The sequence below is a fragment of the Alteromonas macleodii genome (genome assembly GCF_903772925.1).
Classification (GTDB): Bacteria; Pseudomonadota; Gammaproteobacteria; order Enterobacterales; family Alteromonadaceae; genus Alteromonas; species Alteromonas macleodii_A.
This window is the reverse complement of record NZ_LR812090.1, coordinates 3021497-3040978: the sequence shown is the minus strand read 5'-3', so window position 1 is coordinate 3040978 and position 19482 is coordinate 3021497. Positions and strand designations below refer to the sequence as shown.

General features: G+C 42.8%; 16 protein-coding genes. 8 read left to right on the top strand and 8 right to left on the bottom strand.

Annotated elements, in window-relative coordinates; all coding sequences use genetic code 11:
- Positions 1-2: 2 nt before the first annotated feature.
- The 4 genes from PCAR9_RS13110 to PCAR9_RS13095 are packed head-to-tail and all read right to left on the bottom strand — an operon-like array spanning position 3 to position 3179.
- Entirely contained in the window at positions 3-746 is a 744-nt protein-coding gene (locus PCAR9_RS13110) for a DUF1365 domain-containing protein (protein WP_179983979.1), read from the bottom strand.
- A complete protein-coding gene (locus tag PCAR9_RS13105) occupies positions 743-2008 on the bottom strand; it encodes an NAD(P)/FAD-dependent oxidoreductase (protein ID WP_179983978.1) in 1266 nt (421 codons plus the stop codon). The genes PCAR9_RS13110 and PCAR9_RS13105 overlap by 4 nt, the downstream gene beginning before the upstream one ends.
- A gap of 11 nt (positions 2009-2019) precedes the next feature.
- Complete coding sequence (locus PCAR9_RS13100; RefSeq protein WP_179983977.1) at positions 2020-2739, bottom strand: SDR family NAD(P)-dependent oxidoreductase; 720 nt, start codon at positions 2737-2739, stop codon at positions 2020-2022.
- On the bottom strand, positions 2736-3179 hold the full coding sequence (locus PCAR9_RS13095; protein ID WP_179983976.1) for a nuclear transport factor 2 family protein: 444 nt from the start codon (positions 3177-3179) through the stop codon (positions 2736-2738). Before PCAR9_RS13095 ends, PCAR9_RS13100 begins: the two co-directional genes overlap by 4 nt.
- A gap of 257 nt (positions 3180-3436) precedes the next feature.
- On the opposite strand from PCAR9_RS13095, the gene PCAR9_RS13090 reads away from it, so the two are divergent.
- The 3 genes from PCAR9_RS13090 (at position 3437) to PCAR9_RS13080 (ending at position 5478) form a co-directional block, all read left to right on the top strand.
- The gene (locus PCAR9_RS13090) at positions 3437-4012 is read left to right on the top strand and encodes an LON peptidase substrate-binding domain-containing protein (protein ID WP_179983975.1); all 576 of its coding nucleotides are present in this window, start codon (positions 3437-3439) and stop codon (positions 4010-4012) included.
- 118 nt (positions 4013-4130) lie between these two features.
- A complete protein-coding gene (locus PCAR9_RS13085; RefSeq protein ID WP_179983974.1) occupies positions 4131-4742 on the top strand; it encodes a sigma-70 family RNA polymerase sigma factor in 612 nt (203 codons plus the stop codon).
- Positions 4735-5478 carry a ChrR family anti-sigma-E factor gene (locus PCAR9_RS13080; protein WP_179983973.1) on the top strand — a complete coding sequence of 248 codons (744 nt, stop codon included), beginning with the start codon at positions 4735-4737 and terminating at the stop codon, positions 5476-5478. Before PCAR9_RS13085 ends, PCAR9_RS13080 begins: the two co-directional genes overlap by 8 nt.
- Positions 5479-5605: 127 nt before the next feature.
- Here PCAR9_RS13080 and PCAR9_RS13075 read toward each other — a convergent pair whose 3' ends face one another.
- Entirely contained in the window at positions 5606-6370 is a 765-nt protein-coding gene (locus PCAR9_RS13075) for an outer membrane protein assembly factor BamD (RefSeq protein WP_179983972.1), read from the bottom strand.
- A 185-nt stretch (positions 6371-6555) separates the two neighbouring features.
- Between PCAR9_RS13075 and rluD the strand changes: the two genes are divergently transcribed.
- The 4 genes from rluD to dld all read left to right on the top strand — a co-directional run bounded on the left by rluD (position 6556) and on the right by dld (position 12971).
- Complete coding sequence (gene rluD, locus PCAR9_RS13070; protein WP_179983971.1) at positions 6556-7539, top strand: 23S rRNA pseudouridine(1911/1915/1917) synthase RluD; 984 nt, start codon at positions 6556-6558, stop codon at positions 7537-7539.
- Positions 7540-7551: 12 nt separating this feature from the next.
- On the top strand, positions 7552-8307 hold the full coding sequence (pgeF, locus tag PCAR9_RS13065) for a peptidoglycan editing factor PgeF (protein ID WP_179983970.1): 756 nt from the start codon (positions 7552-7554) through the stop codon (positions 8305-8307).
- A gap of 250 nt (positions 8308-8557) precedes the next feature.
- Positions 8558-11134: an ATP-dependent chaperone ClpB gene (gene clpB, locus PCAR9_RS13060; RefSeq protein WP_179983969.1), complete on the top strand. Its 2577-nt coding sequence runs from the start codon at positions 8558-8560 to the stop codon at positions 11132-11134.
- 133 nt (positions 11135-11267) lie between these two features.
- Entirely contained in the window at positions 11268-12971 is a 1704-nt protein-coding gene (dld, locus tag PCAR9_RS13055; RefSeq protein WP_179983968.1) for a D-lactate dehydrogenase, read from the top strand.
- Positions 12972-12989: 18 nt separating this feature from the next.
- Here the strand turns inward: dld and prsT are convergent, their stop codons facing one another.
- From prsT to xdp1 (PCAR9_RS13040), 3 genes are all read right to left on the bottom strand, one after another.
- Positions 12990-15803: an XrtA/PEP-CTERM system TPR-repeat protein PrsT gene (gene prsT / locus PCAR9_RS13050; RefSeq protein WP_179983967.1), complete on the bottom strand. Its 2814-nt coding sequence runs from the start codon at positions 15801-15803 to the stop codon at positions 12990-12992.
- Positions 15804-15908: 105 nt separating this feature from the next.
- A complete protein-coding gene (gene xdp1, locus PCAR9_RS13045; RefSeq protein WP_179983966.1) occupies positions 15909-16751 on the bottom strand; it encodes an exosortase-dependent surface protein XDP1 in 843 nt (280 codons plus the stop codon).
- Positions 16752-16920: 169 nt separating this feature from the next.
- Positions 16921-17847, bottom strand: coding sequence for an exosortase-dependent surface protein XDP1 (gene xdp1, locus PCAR9_RS13040; RefSeq protein WP_179985235.1), 927 nt, complete (start codon positions 17845-17847; stop codon positions 16921-16923).
- 387 nt (positions 17848-18234) lie between these two features.
- On the opposite strand from xdp1 (PCAR9_RS13040), the gene pssA reads away from it, so the two are divergent.
- Positions 18235-19038, top strand: coding sequence for a CDP-diacylglycerol--serine O-phosphatidyltransferase (gene pssA, locus PCAR9_RS13035; protein ID WP_136782349.1), 804 nt, complete (start codon positions 18235-18237; stop codon positions 19036-19038).
- Positions 19039-19482: the final 444 nt, after the last annotated feature.

Sequence of the window (19482 nt, the reverse complement as noted above, 5' to 3'; positions counted from 1 at the left end):
TGTTATTGTTCCTGACTCTTTTCTGGGTGTGTATATAGTGGCGTTCGTTTTAGCAATAGCTTAAGCGCGTGCCAATAGATTCCGGCCACGGTTTTTATTGTCATACTGGGTATACGTTTAAGTGCAGCAGATAGATTCGCATTATCTAAAGTAAATTTGGTCAAATTAATCCCAGCGCTAAATTCTTTGTCTTCTCTTACGCAATCCATCGCTAAAGAAAGTCTAGACGAAGGCTGGGAAATCGACCATTTATAGGTCATATCCATAGGGTTAAAAGGCGACACGTGAAAAGCCTTAGGCGTATCGGCTTGGCTGTCTAGGTTTACAAGATAGTGATGGCGCTCATTCCAAGGAGTATTGCTAACCTCGGCAAGCATATGGGTGTATTTACCCTCTGCGTTGCGAAGGTAATAAAAATTCACCGGGCTAAAATAAAGCCCCCACATGCGTAATTGGCCAAGCATGAAAACGTCGCCGCTTAGCGCCTTACCATCATTTAATTCGGTCATTCTTTGCAACACGGCTTGTTTCAAAGGAATAGAAGCGTCGCCTAAATAGTCTTCTCGCTTGAATCGAACTCGTGCTTTGGAATGCGCGCTAAAATACTTCAGCGTATCCGATAGCTCGTTAAGTTCGTCGCTTTCAAGTTTTAACCAAAACAGATAAATGTCGTAGTCAAACTTGTGTTGGGTAGGCTTGAAACGTTGATGGTATACCTTGCCCTTATATATCGCGCTTTCTATCACAGGGCTTCACCAAAACGAGCACAAACGTCTAGTGCACTGGTAACGCCGTCTTCATGGAAACCGTTGTACCAGTAGGCACCACAGAAATGTAAGTTATCTACTCCGCAAATCTCATTTCTTCGTGACTGCGCTTCAACCATGTTGGCACTATACTGCGGGTGCGCGTATTGGTAGCTTCGCAAAATACTCTTTTCGTCGATTTCAGGCGTATTATTCAGCGTTACACAATAAGTATTCTCTGCTTCTAATCGCTGGAGAATGTTCATATTGTAGGTGACAGAAGCGGGGCGGGCTTCCTCGCTTGCGTCTTCTTTTAAGCTGTAATTCCAACTAGCCCACGCCAACTTCCTTTTAGGTAATTGGTCAGTGTCTTTGTGCATTACTACATCATTTTCCGCATAGGGAATATTGCCTAGAATATCTTTGTGCAGTGAAGTAGGAGAATGAATCATTTTTAGCGCTTGGTCACTGTGACACGCAAACACGACATGATCGAAGGTCGCAACTGCACCAGATGAATCGGTAACTTCCCACTTATCATCGCTTTTGACCACAGAAATTACCGCCGTGGATAATTTAATTTTAGACTCAAAAGGCGCAATCAGTGGGGGGATATATTGGCTTGAGCCACCTTTAATTGTGTACCACTGTGGTCGGTCAGTAATATTGAGCAGGCCATGGTTATTAAAAAACTGCAGGAAGAAGGTTAACGGAAACTTCCTCGTCTGTTCGAGGCTACTAGACCAAATTGCTGCGCACATAGGTAGTATATAGTAGCGCGCGAAATCGTCGCTTAGCCCTAATTCTTTAATAATATCTTCCAGCGTTAACGAAGACGTGTCGCGCTTATCAGCCACCATGGCTTTACACGCTTTATTGAACGTCAGTATGTCTCTAACAATGCGCCAAAACTTAGGTCGAAGAATGTTACGTCGCTGTGCAAATAAGCTGTTTAAGTTATTACCGTTGTATTCTAGGTTTGCTTTTTTACTCATAACAGAGAAGCTCATCTCTGTTGGTTGGTAGTCAACGTTTAGCTGAGTAATAAGCTTTATGAAGTTCGGGTAAGTCCAGTCATTAAAGACGATAAAACCCGTATCAATATGATGTGTCTGGCCGTTATCATCGATTTTCTTTGTTGCCGTGTGACCGCCAATGTAGTCATTCGCTTCGTAAACGGTGATGTCATGCTGTCTATTTAAAAGGTGTGCGCAGGTCAACCCTGAAATACCTGTGCCTATTATGGCAATCTTATTATTCATTCTTACTTCTCTTATTGTTTTTTTCGCATGGCCACGGATAAGCGCTTTTGAATTGGCGTCGGCAATATGTGCATAAATCGCAGAATAAACCCAAAGAAGCGAGGAAAGAAAACGGTTTGCTTGTTACTTTCTATTCCTTTTAGCATGGCCTCAGCGGCTTCTTCAGCGCTAATTTTCATCGGCATTTCAAAGTCGTTCTTGTCGGTTAAAGGTGTTTCAACGAAACCGGGCGATACTGCCTGTACTTTCACACCTCTATGGTGAAGATCGACTTCTAAAGACTTCGTAAAATAATGAAGGGCAGCTTTACTAGAACCATAAGCTTGCGTGCGTGTGAAAGGTAATAGACGGGCCATACTGTCGACTATCACTAGCTTGTCGCCATCTTTTAATCTCGGGAGAAGCGCATCAACACAGTGGACTACTCCGAAAAAATTAGGCTCGAAAACGCGGCGGAACATGTCTGGTTCGAAATCTTCAAGGTCGACATACTCACAAGTACCAGCATTAAGTACAGCAATATCGAACTTAACATTTGCTAATGCTCGCTTTGTATCTTCCACATCTGACACATCAAACTGACAAGCGCTAATATTACTATGTTTGCTAAGCTCATCGAGGGCATCTTGGTTTCGTCCACAGGCAATGACATTATACCCATTATCTGCACACTTGATTGCTAATGCCTTACCTATTCCAGATGTTGCGCCAGTAATTAAGATACTCTTCATTTTGCCAGCTTCCCTTTTATCTTTTTGATTATAAAACCTAAGATAGGTACGTGCTCGTAAACCATTTTGCCCAAGTCGTAATAATCTTTGTGGTAAATGATGATGTCATCGGCAACGCCAAGTTGCGTTGTACCGTCTAGCGTTATCTTTTTAGTCTTGTTTTTGAGGACGAGGGTCATTGTCCAGTTTATGACGTGAGTCACCTCGGATTGACTTTGGTTATTTTGTACAGAGCACTGGAAAATGTTCGCTATATCGAACTTGCACGTTTCGGCCTGGGTAAGAAGGTTAGAAAAGTAGCTTTTAACTTCGTCTATTCCGTTATGCACAGTGATGGGATCGATAAATGTAATATCGCTGGCATAGATGTCTTCCAAGTCATCTGGAGATATCTGACATATATCTGTGTAAATTTTACAAAAGCGCGCGATGACATCCATATAGCATCCTTCACGTTAAAATATTAGGTACCGGTTGACAGATAAGTTGTGACTTTCTTTTAATCTCTCGACCATTTTTTGATTATCGATTGCAAGTCTCTGATATCAAATCTGTTAGTATTTTTATACAAAATCTAAATTACATTAATTGCTGAACTTAAGATCATGTTTTTCAGTTTATCTGTGAAAAATTTTCCCATTCGATCCTATTTGTACTCGGTCGCGTAAGTATTTTCGTGTTTTCGGAAGTGTTGAGTATGAGTGTAGAACGTTTTCCCTTATTTCCTTTATCTGCGCATCTTTTGCCTGAAGGCAGAATGGCGTTGCGTATTTTTGAGCCTAGGTATGTGCGTATGGTTAAGCAGGCATGTGCCGAAAATAAAGGCTTTGTGATGTGTATGCTAAATGCAAACGGTGACAAAGATTCAAATGAACATATCCATAAAATAGGGACATACGCACAGGTTGTTGACTTTGATATGCTCGACGATGGGTTGCTTGGCATAAAGGTTGCTGGTTCTCACTTAGTTGAGGTAAGTAGCATTGAAGTCGAAAAAGACGGTCTTCGCACTGGAAGTTGTAAGGTGTTAGCGCCTTGGAAATGCGATTTGGCCCCTCAACAAATAGCGCCTATGGACGAGCGGCTTAAAGAAATATTTGGAAATTACGAAGAACTGGCGTCGTTATACGACTCACCAAAATTTGATTGTCCCAACTGGGTATTAAATAGATGGTTGGAGTTACTGCCAGTGGATGGCTCGCAAAAACAGCATTTTTTAGCACAAAGAGAATGTACTAGTTTGGTAAATTATCTTTCTGCACTGATTGCCTAGTTTTGAGAGTTGAAGTTGACATTACAAATTCGTAATCCAACATTTGCGTTTTTCGCAAACGTTTTAAGTCAGAACGTCGTAGAATGATACAACCAAAACGGAAAAGCGGACGAATCTTATGTTAGTTGGAATTCCTTTGGAACAAAGCAACAGCACAATCAAACCTAAAGAATGTGCTACTGAAATGTCTGATTACCTAGTGGCGGTTGCTGACGCCAGATGCAAACGCTCCTTTGCTAGAGTATTTAATTACTTCGCACCTCGCTTACGTTCATATGCTTTAAAACAAATGGGTAATGAAGCGTTAGCTATGGAGCTTGTGCAAGATACTATGTCAAATGTTTGGCAAAAAGCGCACCTTTTCAACGCTGAGAAAGGGTCTCCATCGACATGGATATTCACAATTGCGCGTAACATACGCTTTGATATGTTGCGTAAGTTGCAGAACCGAAAAGAAGACGTATGCTCTGATGACCTGTGGCCAGTGCTTTGTGAGCAAACTGCAGATGCTAATGAGGCGCCACTTGACGAGCAAGTTACTTTAGAGCAAATTGGTCACTTGTTTGAATCACTGCCGGTAAAACAAAAAGCGGTAGTTGAAGCTATCTACATTGATGGCAAGTCTCAACAGGAAGTTGCCGATGAACTTTCCATTCCGTTAGGGACGGTAAAGTCACGCACGCGTTTGGCGCTTCAACGATTAAAGGTCATGTTAAACGATAATGATTAGGTTTCATCCCAGTGCCCAACAACTTAGAGATTTCGTTGAGGGCACGCTGTCACCTGCTATATCTTTAATGGTTTCAGCACATTGTGATATGTGTCCGAAATGCCAACGATTTGTTGAGATTGAGACAGAAAGCTTAGCGGCACAAATGGTGTCATCTGTAAGCGAAAATGCTTTCGCGGCTTCTGATGCTTCCCTTCAGTTTGGCGATATGTTTTCACAAATTACACAACTCCCACAAATCGCTGACGGCAGTGTTGAAACTGCTGGTGTTTCTGAATATCGAGAATCTTTTAAAAAGCCTCTTGCACCATCTAAATCAGAAAAATTAAATACTATTGAATTGGATGGCAGGACGTTTACTTTGCCTAGAACCCTTCACCGGTATATCGACAAGACCGGGAACTGGTCTAGTTTAGTCGGTAAGCTATGGCAGGCCCCAGTTGATTTAGGTAATCAGGGTGTAGCCAATTTTATATTTATGGGCGGTGGCGGTAGTGTGCCAGAGCATACTCATCGAGGAACCGAATACACGCTAGTTATTGATGGTGAATTTAGCGATGGACTTAGCCGCTATGATACCGGCGACTTTATTTTCATGGATGGTGAAAAGACCCATACGCCCAAGGCTGAAGGAAAAGACGGTTGCTTAGTATTTAGTATTGTAGATCAGCCACTACACTTTACTTCCGGTTTAGCGAGACTATTAAATCCATTTAGCCATCTCTTCTTCCGCTAAGGTTTAAAACAATTGCTTGTCTGCTTCTTTGCTTACAATCGCTAAATAACAAAAAACGCACTTAAGTGCGTTTTTTCGTTTTAAATATTAATGTTCAATAGTCGTTCGCGCTTCGAACTTGCTTAGACTAGCTAATAAACTCGCTATCCGGATAGTTAAGTCTAAGTGTCTTCATGGCGTTATCACGAAGCTCAGTTAGACCAAGCTGTTCATAGCTTGAAACCATAATTTCCAGGGCTTGTTGGACCTGCGTAGTGTTCGGGAAGTGCTCAATAACATAGCGACCACGGTTGGCAGCAGCAACATACGCCTCCCTTCTCATGTAGAAACGTGCAATTGCAATTTCATAACGTGCCAAGCGGTCTTTAATATGAACCATACGCTGCTTCGCATCAGCCGCATACTTGCTATCAGGATACTGCTGAATCAAACGACGAAAGTCTTCAAACGCTGCGCGAGATTTTGATGGGTCTCTATCAGTACGATCGATGTTCATTAACTCTTGGAATAGGTTACTGTCTGATTCCATGTTAGTTAAACCACGCATGTAATATGCGTAGTCAACATCCGAATGATTAGGGTTAAGACGGATAAATCTGTCGATAGTGGCAAGTGTTTCTTCATTCTTACCCGACTTGTAGTAGCTGTAAATAAGATCTAGCTGTACTTGGTGAGACAGTGGTCCAAACGGGTAACGGGAATCTAGCGCACTTAACGTTTGAGCAGCAGCGCTAAAGTTACCGACTTCCATGCTTTGCTTTGCTCTGTCATACAGTTGCTGTGCACCCATGTTAGCTAAAACGGCTTTCTCTTCTTTATCTGAAAAACTACATCCTGCGACAGATACCATAGCGCCCAATAAAACGGGAGCCAGTAGACGAAATGATTTCATAATAATTCTATTTTCCTGCTAAACAGTTTAATACTTCGCTGTCTAAGCTCATGTGTTAAACAACAACACTTTAATTGCATTCTAACGTACTAACGACGAGAAAAACCATACAAAAACGTAAACAAGGCAGTGTACAGCGTGAATACTTGTTATAATACCCTTTTTTAGACGTAATCAATGGTGTTATGACACAGTCGCCGAACACAATACAATTAGAAGCTTCAACGGAAGCTGCGCATTTTGGTTTACGCTTAGATCAGGTTTTGGCTGATTTGTTCCCTGAATATTCTCGTTCTAAGTTAAAAACTTGGATTCAAGACGGGAATGTTTCGGTAAATGGTGAAGTAATCACCGTTCCACGACACAAAATGCAAATGGATGAACTCATTACTGTACAAGCCGAAATGGACGTGCAGGTAACAAGTGTTGCGCAAGACATTGCGCTAGATATTGTTTACGAAGATGAGCATATTTTAGTTATAAATAAACCTGCTGATTTGGTCGTGCATCCAGGTGCGGGAAATCCAAGCGGTACAGTGCTTAATGCATTGCTAAATCACTATCCTGAAATTGACAAAGTTCCCCGAGCAGGCATTGTCCACCGTCTTGACAAAGACACTACGGGTCTGATGGTAGTAGCAAAAACAATACCTGCGCAAACGCACCTTGTGGATCAGCTACAGCGCCGTGAGATGAGCCGTGAATATGAAGCCATCGCTTTAGGTACTATGGTTGCGGGTGGTATTGTAGATGAACCTATCGGCAGGCATGCCACAAAGCGCACGCACATGGCAGTTCGCGAAATGGGTAAACCAGCAGTAACGCATTATCGCGTTATTGAAAAGTTCCGCGCTTATACTCACTTGCGTTTGAAGCTTGAAACCGGTCGTACGCACCAAATCCGCGTACATATGGCGCATATAAAGCATCCGCTGTTAGGCGATCAGGTGTACGGCGGGCGTCCGCGTTTACCTAAAGGTGCGTCTGAGGAATTTATTGCTGCACTTCGCGGATTCCAGCGACAAGCGTTACATGCCGCTCAGCTATCGCTATTCCATCCTGAGACCGAAGAGTGGATGACCTGGAAGGCACCTCTGCCTCAAGATATGCAAGACTTGCTTAAGGCGGTGAAGAAAGACTCTGCAGACAACCCGCAAGATATGCTTTAAGCAGATGACACTATGACATTTTCAGCTGCAAATTCACCTATTACGTCATCGTTGGATTTAATCAGTCCGGCATGGTCATGCCCCTCTAACATTGTCGCATATACAACGACAAGATTGGGGGGCGGTAGTATGGGGGATTTTGCAGGTCTAAATGTTGGTGCACACGTGGGGGATGACCTTTTATTAGTTAAAGCCAATAGAAGCCTGATCCCACACAGCGAAAAGATAACGTGGCTAGAGCAAGTACACGGTAATCGCGTAGTGTCTCTGCCAAGCGTGGATACCACTGCGGATGCAGCGTACTCTTCTTCCAAGTCACACTTTTGTGCGGTGATGACCGCAGACTGTGTGCCCATCTTGTTGTGTGATGAAAGTGGTGAACAAGTAGCTGCAGTGCATGCCGGCTGGAAAGGTCTTGAAACAAACATTATCGCCAATGCCGTTGGACACTTTAGCTGTAATGCTAATAAGCTCATAGCGTGGATAGGACCTGCAATTAGCGGCGCTTGCTATGAAGTAGATGCACAGTTGGCAAGTAAATTTAGCCACATAGATGGCGCTATTGCCAATGGTACTAATAAAGGGAAGTACTTATTAGATTTACCTCTAGTAGCACAGATGCAATTGCAGCAAACTGGCGTTGAAGATATTACGCAAAGTAACCTGTGTACTTACACTGACGAGCGACGCTTCTATTCGCATCGAAGAGCTACTCACCAAAACAAACGCACAACTGGGCGAATGGTTAGCGTAATAGGTATGCTTTAGATACCCGGCCCCAAGGGCAGTAGTTCTTAATCCCATCATTTATTTGCGCTACATCAAAATTCCTACAGTATTTGTTATCTTTTTGGCTAACTTTTCAATCTCGTACTTGAATCGCAATTGAGCAGCCTACATAACTAGAACATAAAGAATACCATTGCGCATAGATCATTACCTACTCTGCGAGAGTTAAAATGTTCGTAACCGCGGCGTGTTACCGCAGGTATAGTTGTTCACTTATTAGGTTGAGATTATGAGACTAGATAGATTTACCAGTAAATTTCAGCTCGCGATATCCGATGCTCAATCACTCGCATTGGGGCGAGATCATCAATATATTGAACCTGTCCATTTAATGACTGCCATGCTCAACCAGCAAGGTGGTTCAGTACGCCCGTTGCTTGATCAAGCAAACATCAATGTCAATGCGCTACGCTCCGCATTGAGCCAAGCAATTGAACGCCTACCTCGAATCGAAGGCATTGGTGGCGATGTCCAATTAAGTAAAGACAGTGGCATTCTACTTAACCTTTGCGACAAGATTGCTCAGCAACGAAAAGACGAATATATCACTTCTGAAATCTTCGTTTTAGCGGCTCTTCAGGATAAAGGGCGGTTGGGTGAAATTCTTAAAAGCCTTAATATCAATAAAGACGCTATTGAAAGCGCGATAGATGACATGCGGGGTGGACAAAAGGTTACCGATCCCAACGCAGAAGACGTACGTCAAGCGCTTGAAAAGTATACCACAGACCTTACTGAGCGAGCAGAACAGGGCAAGCTCGACCCGGTGATTGGGCGAGATGACGAAATTCGTCGAACGGTTCAGGTGCTTCAGCGCAGAACCAAAAACAACCCCGTGCTTATTGGTGAGCCTGGGGTGGGTAAAACGGCTATTGTGGAAGGTTTAGCACAGCGCATCATTAACGGCGAAGTGCCTGAAGGTTTGAAGAACAAGCGCGTTCTTGCCCTCGACATGGGCGCATTAGTGGCGGGTGCTAAATACCGCGGTGAGTTTGAAGAACGTTTGAAGGCAGTACTAAACGAATTGGCTAAAGAAGAAGGCCGCGTCATTCTATTTGTTGACGAACTGCACACCATGGTAGGTGCCGGAAAAGGCGATGGTGCCATGGATGCTGGGAATATGCTTAAACCCGCGTTAGCCCGTGGTGAACTGCACTGCGTGGGGGCAACCACTTTAGACGAATATCGCCAATACATTGAAAAAGACGCAGCGCTTGAGCGCCGTTTCCAAAAAGTATTGGTTGAAGAGCCAAGCGTGGAAGACACCATTGCTATTCTTCGAGGCTTAAAAGAGCGTTATGAGCTCCATCACTCAGTAGATATTACCGACCCCGCTATTGTCGCAGCGGCAAGTTTGTCACATCGTTATATCAGTGACCGTCAATTGCCGGATAAAGCCATTGATCTTATTGATGAGGCAGCTTCTAGCATTCGATTGCAAATAGACTCTAAACCTGAGGACATGGATCGATTAGAGCGACGTATCATCCAGCTTAAGTTGGAAGAGCAAGCGCTTGCTAAAGAGACAGATGATGCGAGCCATAAGCGCCTTGAAATGATTGAACTTGAGCGCGAGCAGGCAGAAACCAAGTATGCAGAGCTTGAAAAAGTGTGGGTGGATGAAAAAGATGCCATGCAGGGCACCCAAACCATCAAAGGGGAGCTTGAACAAGCAAAGCTAGATTTAGAAATTGCCCGTCGAGCATCTGATTTGAATCGTATGTCGGAACTTCAGTACGGCCGTATCCCTGAGCTTGAAGCAAAGTTAGAGCAAGCGGCTGAAAATGAGACCCGAGAGACCACGTTACTTAAAAACAAAGTAACAGACATTGAAATTGCTGATGTACTCTCTCGATGGACAGGTATACCTGTAGCGCGAATGCTTGAGGGCGAGCGAGAGAAGCTGTTACGCATGGAAGACGTACTTCATAAACGGGTAGTTGGGCAAGAAGAAGCTGTTGAAGCAGTATCAAATGCTATTCGCCGCTCACGTGCGGGGCTTGCCGATCCGAACCGGCCTATCGGCTCTTTCTTATTTTTAGGGCCAACTGGCGTGGGCAAGACGGAGTTGTGTAAAGCTTTGGCCGGCTTCATGTTCGACACTGAAGACGCTATGGTGCGTATCGATATGTCTGAGTTTATGGAAAAACACTCGGTCGCACGCTTAGTCGGGGCGCCTCCTGGCTATGTTGGCTATGAGGAAGGTGGCTACCTAACCGAAGCGGTACGTCGCAAACCATACTCGGTTATTTTATTGGATGAGGTTGAAAAGGCACATCCAGACGTATTTAACATTCTGCTTCAAGTGTTGGATGACGGCCGTTTAACTGATGGCCAAGGTCGCACGGTAGACTTTAAAAATACCGTGGTGATCATGACGTCTAATTTAGGCTCAGACATCATTCAAGATAAACACAACGAAAGTCAGTATGACGATATGAAAGCGTCGGTAATGAACGTTGTAGGGCAGCATTTTAGACCTGAATTTATTAACCGCGTCGATGATATAGTGGTATTCCATCCGTTAGGTAAAGAGCAAATTAAGTCTATTGCTAAAATTCAGCTTGCTTCCTTAAGAGCACGACTAGCGGAAAAAGGTTACAAACTTACTCTTTCTGCTGCGGCAATGGATAAATTAGCAGACGCAGGTTTCGACCCTGTGTTTGGTGCACGGCCACTTAAGCGAGCGATACAAGTGCAGGTGGAAAATCCACTCGCACAGCAACTGCTAGCGGGTGAATTAATACCGGAATCAACCATTCGTATTGATGCTGACGAAAGTGGTCTATTTGTAGTAAGCAGTTAATCATCAAGCCAAATCTTTAATTCAAAGGCACTGGAGACAGTGCCTTTTTTATTGCTTTATTATTGCCTTGGCACTGTCTTTTCCTTTAGTTTACTTGCTAGAGCAATTTCAGCATGAGTGTTAGGAGTCATACATGGAAACAGCCCCAATTATTAACGCATTTAAACGCGTACTAGGGGAAAGCAACCTTGCCGTTGGAAAACGTGAGACTGAGCATTACAGAAAAGGGTGGCGCTCGGGCGAAGGTGAGGCATTGGCCGTGCTGTTTCCAAACACGCTAATGCAATATTGGGAAGTGCTTAAGGTTTGCGTTGAATATAACTGCATCATCATTATGCAGGCAGCCAAAACCGGGTTAACGGAAGGTTCTACACCAAGCGGAGACGATTACGATAGACCTGTGGTAGTTATTAACACCCTAGCAATGGATGATATCGTTCTAATAAATGATGGTAGGCAGGTATTGAGTTTTCCTGGGGCAACCTTGTTTAAGCTTGAAAAAATGTTAAAGCCCCTTGACCGCTCGCCACATTCGGTTATTGGATCGTCCTGTTTGGGGGCGTCTATCGTTGGTGGTGTAGCTAATAATTCTGGTGGCGCATTGGTTAAACGAGGCCCCGCTTATACGGAGTTGTCGCTATTCGCTCAATTAGATGCTAACGGTGACTTAAAGCTGGTGAATCACTTAGGGATAGACTTGGGTGAATCACCTGAAGAAATTATCGGTAATCTCGCATCAGGCAACTTTCCAAAATCACTCCCAGAAACGAGTGAAAAAGCGTCAGCTAGTGACTATGAAGAGCTCGTTCGAGATGTAAATGCTAGTTCGCCTAGTCGCTTCAATGCTGACCCATCAAGACTATATGAAGCCAGCGGTTGCGCGGGTAAAATTGCCGTTTTTGCCGTTCGCTTAGATACATTCGAAGTACCAAAAAAAGAACAAACGTTTTATATCGGTACAAACGATGCTGGTGTACTTACCCGTATACGCAGAGACATTTTGTCGACGTTTGAAAATATTCCTGAAGTAGGTGAATACCTGCATAGAGAAATGTTTGATATTGCAGATGTGTATGGCAAAGACACGATATTGAGTATTGAACGTTTGGGTACAGATTCACTACCTAAAATGTTTGCACTTAAAGGGCGGGTGGATGCTGTGCTTAACAAACTACCTTTTATGCCTCGTTACCTAAGCGACAACATTATGCAGTTTGTGAGTAAGTTTTTCCCTGACCAAATTCCTACAAGTTTGAGAGCCTACCGCGACAAGTACGAACACCACCTTATTCTTAAGATGAGCGATGGTGGTATTGAAGAGGCAAAGACTCTTTTAGCCAAACTGTTTGCTGAAGAGAAGCTAGATGGTGACTACATTACCTGTAATGAAGAGGAGGCGTCTAAAGCCTTTTTACTTCGCTTCGCAGCGGCAGGTGCCGCGGTGCGTTATCAAATGATGCATCACAAACAAGTAGGGGATATTTTGGCGTTAGATATTGCCCTGCGACGCAATGACAAGTTTTGGGTAGAAGAATTGCCTGAGCACATAGCCAAACATGTTGAAAAGCCGCTTTATTACGGACATTTCTTCTGTCATGTTTTTCATCAAGATTACATACTAAAGAAGGGAAGCGACGCTCACAAAGTCAAAGCAGACATGTTGGCACTATTAGATAGCCGTGGTGCTAAATATCCTGCCGAGCATAATGTTGGGCATCTGTATAAAGCAGAGAGTACTTTACAGCAGTTTTACAGAGAGCTAGACCCTACCAATACCTTTAATCCAGGCATTGGTAAGATGGAGAAGCACAAACGCAATTGTTCGTGCTGTTTATAGCTATATGTGAAGAGAGCCTTAAAGGCTCTCTAATAATGCTCTAGCCTGCGGACGCCTGAAGAAAGGTCGCTCTACATTTACTGCATACTCTAGCTCTTTCTTCGCTTCCTCAGTTCTATTCAATTTTGCTAGCGTGTACCCCAAATGATAGCGAATGTTGGGGTCATTAGCGTCTCTTGCGAAAGCGTCTCTAAGCATTTTAAGACTACCCTCATAATCTCCCTGTAGCGCTTTAATGTGTCCAAATGTGTCTAGTATTTTAGAAGAGTTAGGCTGTAGCTCATAAGCTTGTCGCGCATAGTTTTTCGCGGTAATTAGCGATTTTTCAATATGCATGATAGCTAAGCGATTAAAGGCTTCTGCTGGATTAAGTAGGTTGGGCTCTTCAATAAGTTCTTTATAGAGTGCTGTTGACTCCTCGAACTCTTGTATAAAGAAAAGGTACTGAGCCAGCAGATTTTTCGCCAGCAGGTTATTTTCATTTTCACGAACAAGTTTTCGCGCGGTTTTCAAAAAAACATCAACAAATTGTTCGTTTAATGCGTAGTTGTAGATCGCAATAAATGCCTGTGCAAAAGCAGCATCCACGTCTAGTGCTTTTTCAAAAGCGTCAATTGCTCTTTCATCATTACCCTTATTCGCAGCTAATCTTCCCTTCAGAAAGTGATAGACCGGATTTTCTTGCTGGTTTGCTGGAATGGTCGCTAATAGCGACTGTGCGTTATCGTTTTTCTGTAAATCTAACAATAAGCTGGTATAACGCAAAGTTACAAAAGTACTCGTGTTAGCTATTTCGTAAGCGCGCGCCATGGCACCTAGAGCGCTTTCGCTGTTTCCTACATTGCGAGCTTGGTCAGCATAAGCGATAAGCTTTCCAGCATCGTCGTTAATAAAGTTTCTAACAATGCTTAGCGTTTTTTCAGCATCTGCACGCTGGTTATTCCTTAGCTGAAGCGCAGCTTTACGAAGGAGGTAGTCAGCATTGTCGAAATCATCTTTTATAAGCAAATCTAAATTATACAGTGCGTTCTTGATGTCGCCTTGTTGCTGGTATAAAGATGAAATGCGCTCTCTAGCACCGATATTCGAAGGATTGAGCGTTAATATATCGAGGTAAATTTGCTTCGCGTCTTCTACGGCGCCCGCTTTGGTTAAATTAAACGCCTTTAGCATTAAAGTTTCGTTATGCTGAGGGGACAAAGCAAGTAGCTCTTCTACAAGTTGGTTAGATTTATCTACATTCCCTAAACGACTCTCTGTAGCTGCTAAATTGAATTTTGCTGGAAAGAGGGTAGGGTTCTGTGCCAGCGCCTTTTCAATATTGGTTTTAGCTTCTTCTAACTGACCTTGTCTAATCAAGATGCCGGCTTTAAGGTTATATACTTCAGCTTCATCAGGAAAAAGCTTACTGAGTAAATTTGCACCCTTCAGCGCATTATCGAATTGCTGCGCTTGTAAATTCATTAATGAATAAGTGAATAGAAAACCAGCGTTATCTTTGTAGGTCGGCAAATTCTTTTCAAGAATCGATAGCGCTTCGTCCTGCTTACCTCTGGCAGCCATTAATTTAATCTTGAAAAGCTGAAGCTTGTTCTCATTAGGGTATTTGTATTCAAGATTTTGCAGTAGGCGTTCAGCTTTAAACGCTTTGTTTTGGCGAATAAATAAGTCACCTAGAAGAAGTGCTGAGTCAGGGTCTTCCATTAACGTATCTTGATGGCGTTCAAGCAGTGCAAGCGCTTGTTTGTCTTGCTGTGTTGCCATATAGACTTGGCTTAGCATTAATACAGCCTGCAGGTCATCAGGCTCCTGCTGCAAGTAAGCATTAAAGTCCTTTGCGGCTGTTTCCATGTTGTTATTAAAGAAGTTCGTTAAACCACTGATATACAGCAACATGGGTTGAGAGGTTATCAGCTCAGGGTCAAGCTGCGCCATGAAGTCGTTAAGTTCTTTTAGCTTTGCATTATCAATAGCTTGCTGGTTGTCTCTACTTTGTAGCCAGCTGTTGAGTAATATGGCTAGCGGATCGTTCGGCGTGTCCTCAATAATTTCATCAACGAATAGCTTCGCGGTATCGTAGTCTTTTGCTTCTAAGTACAAGTCTACAAGGTTACGTAGCGCAATAGGATCGTCGCGGTTAAACGTTAGAGCTTTTTGTAAATGCGCGGTTGCTGCGTCAGTATCTCCCTGTCGGTAAGCAAGCTGGCCCTTCAATCGCCATGTTATTGCGTTTTCTGGTTCTAACAACATGGCTTTATTGATAAGAGAGTTTGCTTTAGATAAATCTTCGTTTTGAAGGGCAATAGACGCTAGACCATTAATGGCAGGTACGAAGTCTGGCGAAAGGGAAACGATGCTGTTGTAGTCGCGTAAGGCGCACTGCTCGTCTTCCAATCTAATACACGCGGTTGCACGAATCATCAACCATTCACGCTCTGCTTCACCTGACAGCTTGTCTGAGTCTAAAAAGTCCACAATCTTTTGATACTTGTTTAGAAATAGCCATGTGTTGCCAAGCGGTTCTGCCAGAAGGTTAATGTCAGCACCCATTTCAAGTGCTTCTACAAACTCCATTTCGGCCGCGGTTAAGTAGCCGTTTATAAGCAACATTTCGCCCATAAGAATTTTTGCAGCTAGATTCTCAGGGTCTTTCTGTAAGCTGTTTTTAAGGTGGATATAGGCTTCGTCATACTCGTTTTGGTTAAACGCGGTGAGCGCTTTTTCGTAATCTTCAGATGTAGTAGCAAAACTGTTGAAAGTGATTAACGATGAGGCAACTGCAGAGATAATAGCGCGATGTACAATTCGCTTTTTATTATTAAAAAAATCCATATAAACCTTCGAAACTTAGCCTAGCCACTGGCTCAAAAATAGCATAAAAAAAGGTGGCCTAAGCCACCTTCTAAAGATACGTGTTTTCTAAGCGTTTTTAAACAATTAAACGCGACGCTTACGTCGATAAAGAACAAGACCCAAACCTAAGCTCATCAGTGCAAGGGCACCTGGCTCGCTGACTTCTGTTGAGGGAGGCTGCTGCGTGTTGTCTTTCAACCCAATATTTAAAGATGAGAGTTTTAAGCCTATTCCAGTGTGAGATGTATTGTTTTTGTCGAATACAGTATTGTAAGCACCCACTAACCAATACTGAGCTGTTCCAGAAATAGTGTTTGTGAAACTTGATTCAAATACACCATTAACCTTATTCCCCAAACTAAAATGGCCCAGTGTGTTCTCAACTATAGTACTATAAACATCGCTCCAAGTTGAGTTTACAGCATCCTGAAAGGCGTTAGCATTTTTAAGTCCTGCTACCGTTATTTCTCTTTCTCCATCACCACCATGTTTATAACTAAATGAAGCACTCGTTAACGTAACTTCTTCGCTAAACGAAATTAAAAACATATCAAAGTCTTGGGAGCCTTCATTTGTATAGTTATCTAGACTATGAGTGTCATAGGTTCCGTATTGCGAATTATGTCGAGTGTCATTGTTATAGAGACCATAGCCCCAGACGCCTTTGCTGTTTTCCCAACCTTTAATAGCGCCTTGTTCTAATACCAAGTCTGAACTACCGCCAGTATCGGCCCAACCGGTGATTCCAACATAGATTTTTTGGCCATCTATTTCGATGAAATTCGATGAAAGCGGGTTAAGAGATTCGCTTATATATTTAGTAGAACCCAACGAATAGGTTTCTTCATTTAAAGTGCTGTCATTTGCGAAAACTGTGCTGCTAAGAAGTGACATAGCGCAAAGAGCCACTCTCTTTATATACTTCATGGATTATCCGTCACGTAATGCTAAAAACAAAATATGTTTTTACGTGTAAGCATTAAGTGTGCCGCTTTGTATCCTATTGATTTTAAGATTGTATTTTAAGTTGTTGTCGTCGTGAGTAAAAAAAACTGACAGGTTGTACCACCTGTCAGTGATCTAAAGTCTAATTTTCTTAAATGGCTTTTTTACGGCGCCACATGACGAATAGAGAGCAAGCCATTAACAAGCCGATAGTACCAGGCTCAGACACTTCTGTAGTATCCGGTGTTCCTGTAATTGAGAAACCAACATTAGCAAGTTTGAAAGCATCGTTGCCAATGTACCCACCAATATTGCCAAATACTGTGTTGTATGCCCCTACGAGCCAATATTGCGCAGATTCAGTGAATGCGAAATCTGCACGGTGTTCTAGGTAGTCGCAGTTCTCGATATCATAAGATGCAGAAGTAAGCGCGTCTGCAACAATATCACTCCATGTATTTACACCAGAGGTCAAAGCAGAGGTGTCATTTAAGGCAGCTACTGAAACTTGACTATCATTACTGCTATATAACCATGAAAAGCTCGCGCCAGTTAGCGTCACTGCAGAGTCAAATGAAAGCAGTACAAAGTCATAATCACGCTCAACATTGGTCACTCCGCTTTTATATGAAGCCTTACTACCTTCATAATAATAGTTTAGGTTGTCGATAGCATGGTCAGAACTACCGTTGTAGTAAGCTTCGTCATTATTGGTAACTCCATAAGCCCAAGTATTTGAGATTTTTTGTAGGCTAGCGGCAACCACTGTTTCGCCAGTTACATTATTAGTATCTGAAAATGCGGACAAAGAAATGTTTACGCCATCAATCTCCACAGGAGAGTTATCAGGGTTAACACTATTGTAAACACCATCGTCGACTAGATCATAGGTATACTCACCAAGCGGCGAGTTACACTGTTTACTTTGGGTGTTGCTGCTACCCGATGAGCCGCAGTAAGAGTAATCGTGCTTTTTATAATAGGTTGCAAATGCAGAATTGGCGCTCAGCGTCGATACTAACGCTATCGAAAGCAATAGCAAGGTCTTGGAAGAAAGGGTTTTGTCTAGTAATCGCATCATTACTTTCCTATTTAAAAAGCGCATAGCGCTTCAAGTACAATCCTTTCAAGCGTTGTACTATTTATATACACACACTTTTTTGGAAAGTACTTAGTTTCAACATGGAGTTGTATGATATATAAACGGTGACCTGTTTAAGGTATGTGACCGTATACCTAGTTATTACTGATTGGCGAGGTAAGTAAGGTAGCAGGTTCTAAATTATTAGCCTTTGTGCGTTGTCCTTATTTGATAAAGTGGACTCATCTAAATGTATTGCAAAGCTTTTTGAATATGTCATCGCAGAAATTTATGTATGGAAGCTGGCTGTATCTTTACTTTGCTATGCCTTCTTGCATATCTATGAAATAATTAACTCAATTACATGTAGAAGTACGAGGACATATGTCTGAACAAAAACGTAAAGGGATATACTTACTTCCCAACTTATTAACAACAGCAGGTTTGTTTTCTGGTTTCTTTGCTGTTGTATCATCAATGAACGGCCGCTTTGAAGCTGCAGCGGTTGCTATATTTGTCGCGATGATTTTTGATGGACTGGACGGACGCGTAGCTCGAATGACAAATACGCAAAGTGATTTCGGCGCAGAGTATGACTCTATGGCCGATATGGTCTCTTTTGGTATGGCACCTGCGCTTGTCGCTTATAATTGGGGATTAACAGAACTAGGCAAGTTAGGTTGGTTAGCTGCATTTGTATATGTAGCCGGTGCAGCATTGCGTCTAGCTCGCTTCAATACACAGGTTGGCATCGCTGATAAGCGTTTCTTCCAAGGTCTTGCTAGTCCAGCGGCAGCGGCAGTTGTATCCGGTCTTGTTTGGGTTGGTGTCGAGTATGATGCAGTAGGGACTGATTACGGATTAATTGTGGCCGCAGTAACTGGTTTAGCTGGCTTACTTATGGTGAGTAACTTTAAGTATAATTCTTTCAAAGAAGTTAACTGGCATGGCAAGGTTCCATTCGTTGGCCTTCTATTAGTGCTTTTAATATTCGTTGTTGTTGCAACAGAGCCAGCGCTTGTACTATTTTTAGTATTTGCTTTGTATGCACTGGCAGGGCCTATCAATACTTTCCGCACGGTAGAGAAAGTGACTTTAGATGACGTGGTAGGCGATCACGAAGAAGACGCGGACTTCAATGCTGATAAAAAGAACCAAAGCGAAAGTGAAGACGTTTCTAAGCAGTAAGTAGGCAGTTCTAGTCTTTATGAAAAGAAGGAAACCTCTTTTAGTGTTATTAAACAGAGCTCTTTTCCATAATTCTGCCTGCATAATAAACGAATAGAGTGAAAAGCGACCGAATGGTCGCTTTTTTTGTATTTATTTAAAATAAGTGTTGACGTGAGCGCTCATTTCCCTAAAATGCGCATCCGCTTCGGGGGAAAAGCAAAACAGCAACCCTCCTGAAGTAAGTCTCTACTACCTGCATAGGCCAGTAAAGACGGGAGTTTAGAAGAAACGCTTCAGAAAATAAATTTTCAAAAAGTGTTGACAACGAAAACTTCCAGCGTATAATGCGCACCTCGCTCGAGCAGGGTGAGTCACTAAGAAGCAACGGCTTCAAGTGAAATGTTCTTTAACAATTTAGACAAGACAATCTGTGTGGGCACTCGTTAAGAGTGTCACAACGAC

What these genes read in the sequence shown, in the direction of transcription:
- dld (WP_179983968.1), top strand. Translation starts at nt 11,268, where the DNA reads ATGGAAACAGCCCCAATTATTAACGCATTTAAACGCGTACTAGGGGAA.
- prsT (WP_179983967.1), bottom strand. Translation starts at nt 15,803, where the DNA reads ATGGATTTTTTTAATAATAAAAAGCGAATTGTACATCGCGCTATTATC.
- PCAR9_RS13080 (WP_179983973.1), top strand. Translation starts at nt 4,735, where the DNA reads ATGATTAGGTTTCATCCCAGTGCCCAACAACTTAGAGATTTCGTTGAG.
- PCAR9_RS13085 (WP_179983974.1), top strand. Translation starts at nt 4,131, where the DNA reads ATGTTAGTTGGAATTCCTTTGGAACAAAGCAACAGCACAATCAAACCT.
- PCAR9_RS13100 (WP_179983977.1), bottom strand. Translation starts at nt 2,739, where the DNA reads ATGAAGAGTATCTTAATTACTGGCGCAACATCTGGAATAGGTAAGGCA.
- pgeF (WP_179983970.1), top strand. Translation starts at nt 7,552, where the DNA reads ATGACATTTTCAGCTGCAAATTCACCTATTACGTCATCGTTGGATTTA.
- PCAR9_RS13105 (WP_179983978.1), bottom strand. Translation starts at nt 2,008, where the DNA reads ATGAATAATAAGATTGCCATAATAGGCACAGGTATTTCAGGGTTGACC.
- xdp1 (WP_179983966.1), bottom strand. Translation starts at nt 16,751, where the DNA reads ATGAAGTATATAAAGAGAGTGGCTCTTTGCGCTATGTCACTTCTTAGC.
- PCAR9_RS13090 (WP_179983975.1), top strand. Translation starts at nt 3,437, where the DNA reads ATGAGTGTAGAACGTTTTCCCTTATTTCCTTTATCTGCGCATCTTTTG.
- rluD (WP_179983971.1), top strand. Translation starts at nt 6,556, where the DNA reads ATGACACAGTCGCCGAACACAATACAATTAGAAGCTTCAACGGAAGCT.
- PCAR9_RS13095 (WP_179983976.1), bottom strand. Translation starts at nt 3,179, where the DNA reads ATGGATGTCATCGCGCGCTTTTGTAAAATTTACACAGATATATGTCAG.
- pssA (WP_136782349.1), top strand. Translation starts at nt 18,235, where the DNA reads ATGTCTGAACAAAAACGTAAAGGGATATACTTACTTCCCAACTTATTA.
- xdp1 (WP_179985235.1), bottom strand. Translation starts at nt 17,847, where the DNA reads ATGCGATTACTAGACAAAACCCTTTCTTCCAAGACCTTGCTATTGCTT.
- PCAR9_RS13075 (WP_179983972.1), bottom strand. Translation starts at nt 6,370, where the DNA reads ATGAAATCATTTCGTCTACTGGCTCCCGTTTTATTGGGCGCTATGGTA.
- clpB (WP_179983969.1), top strand. Translation starts at nt 8,558, where the DNA reads ATGAGACTAGATAGATTTACCAGTAAATTTCAGCTCGCGATATCCGAT.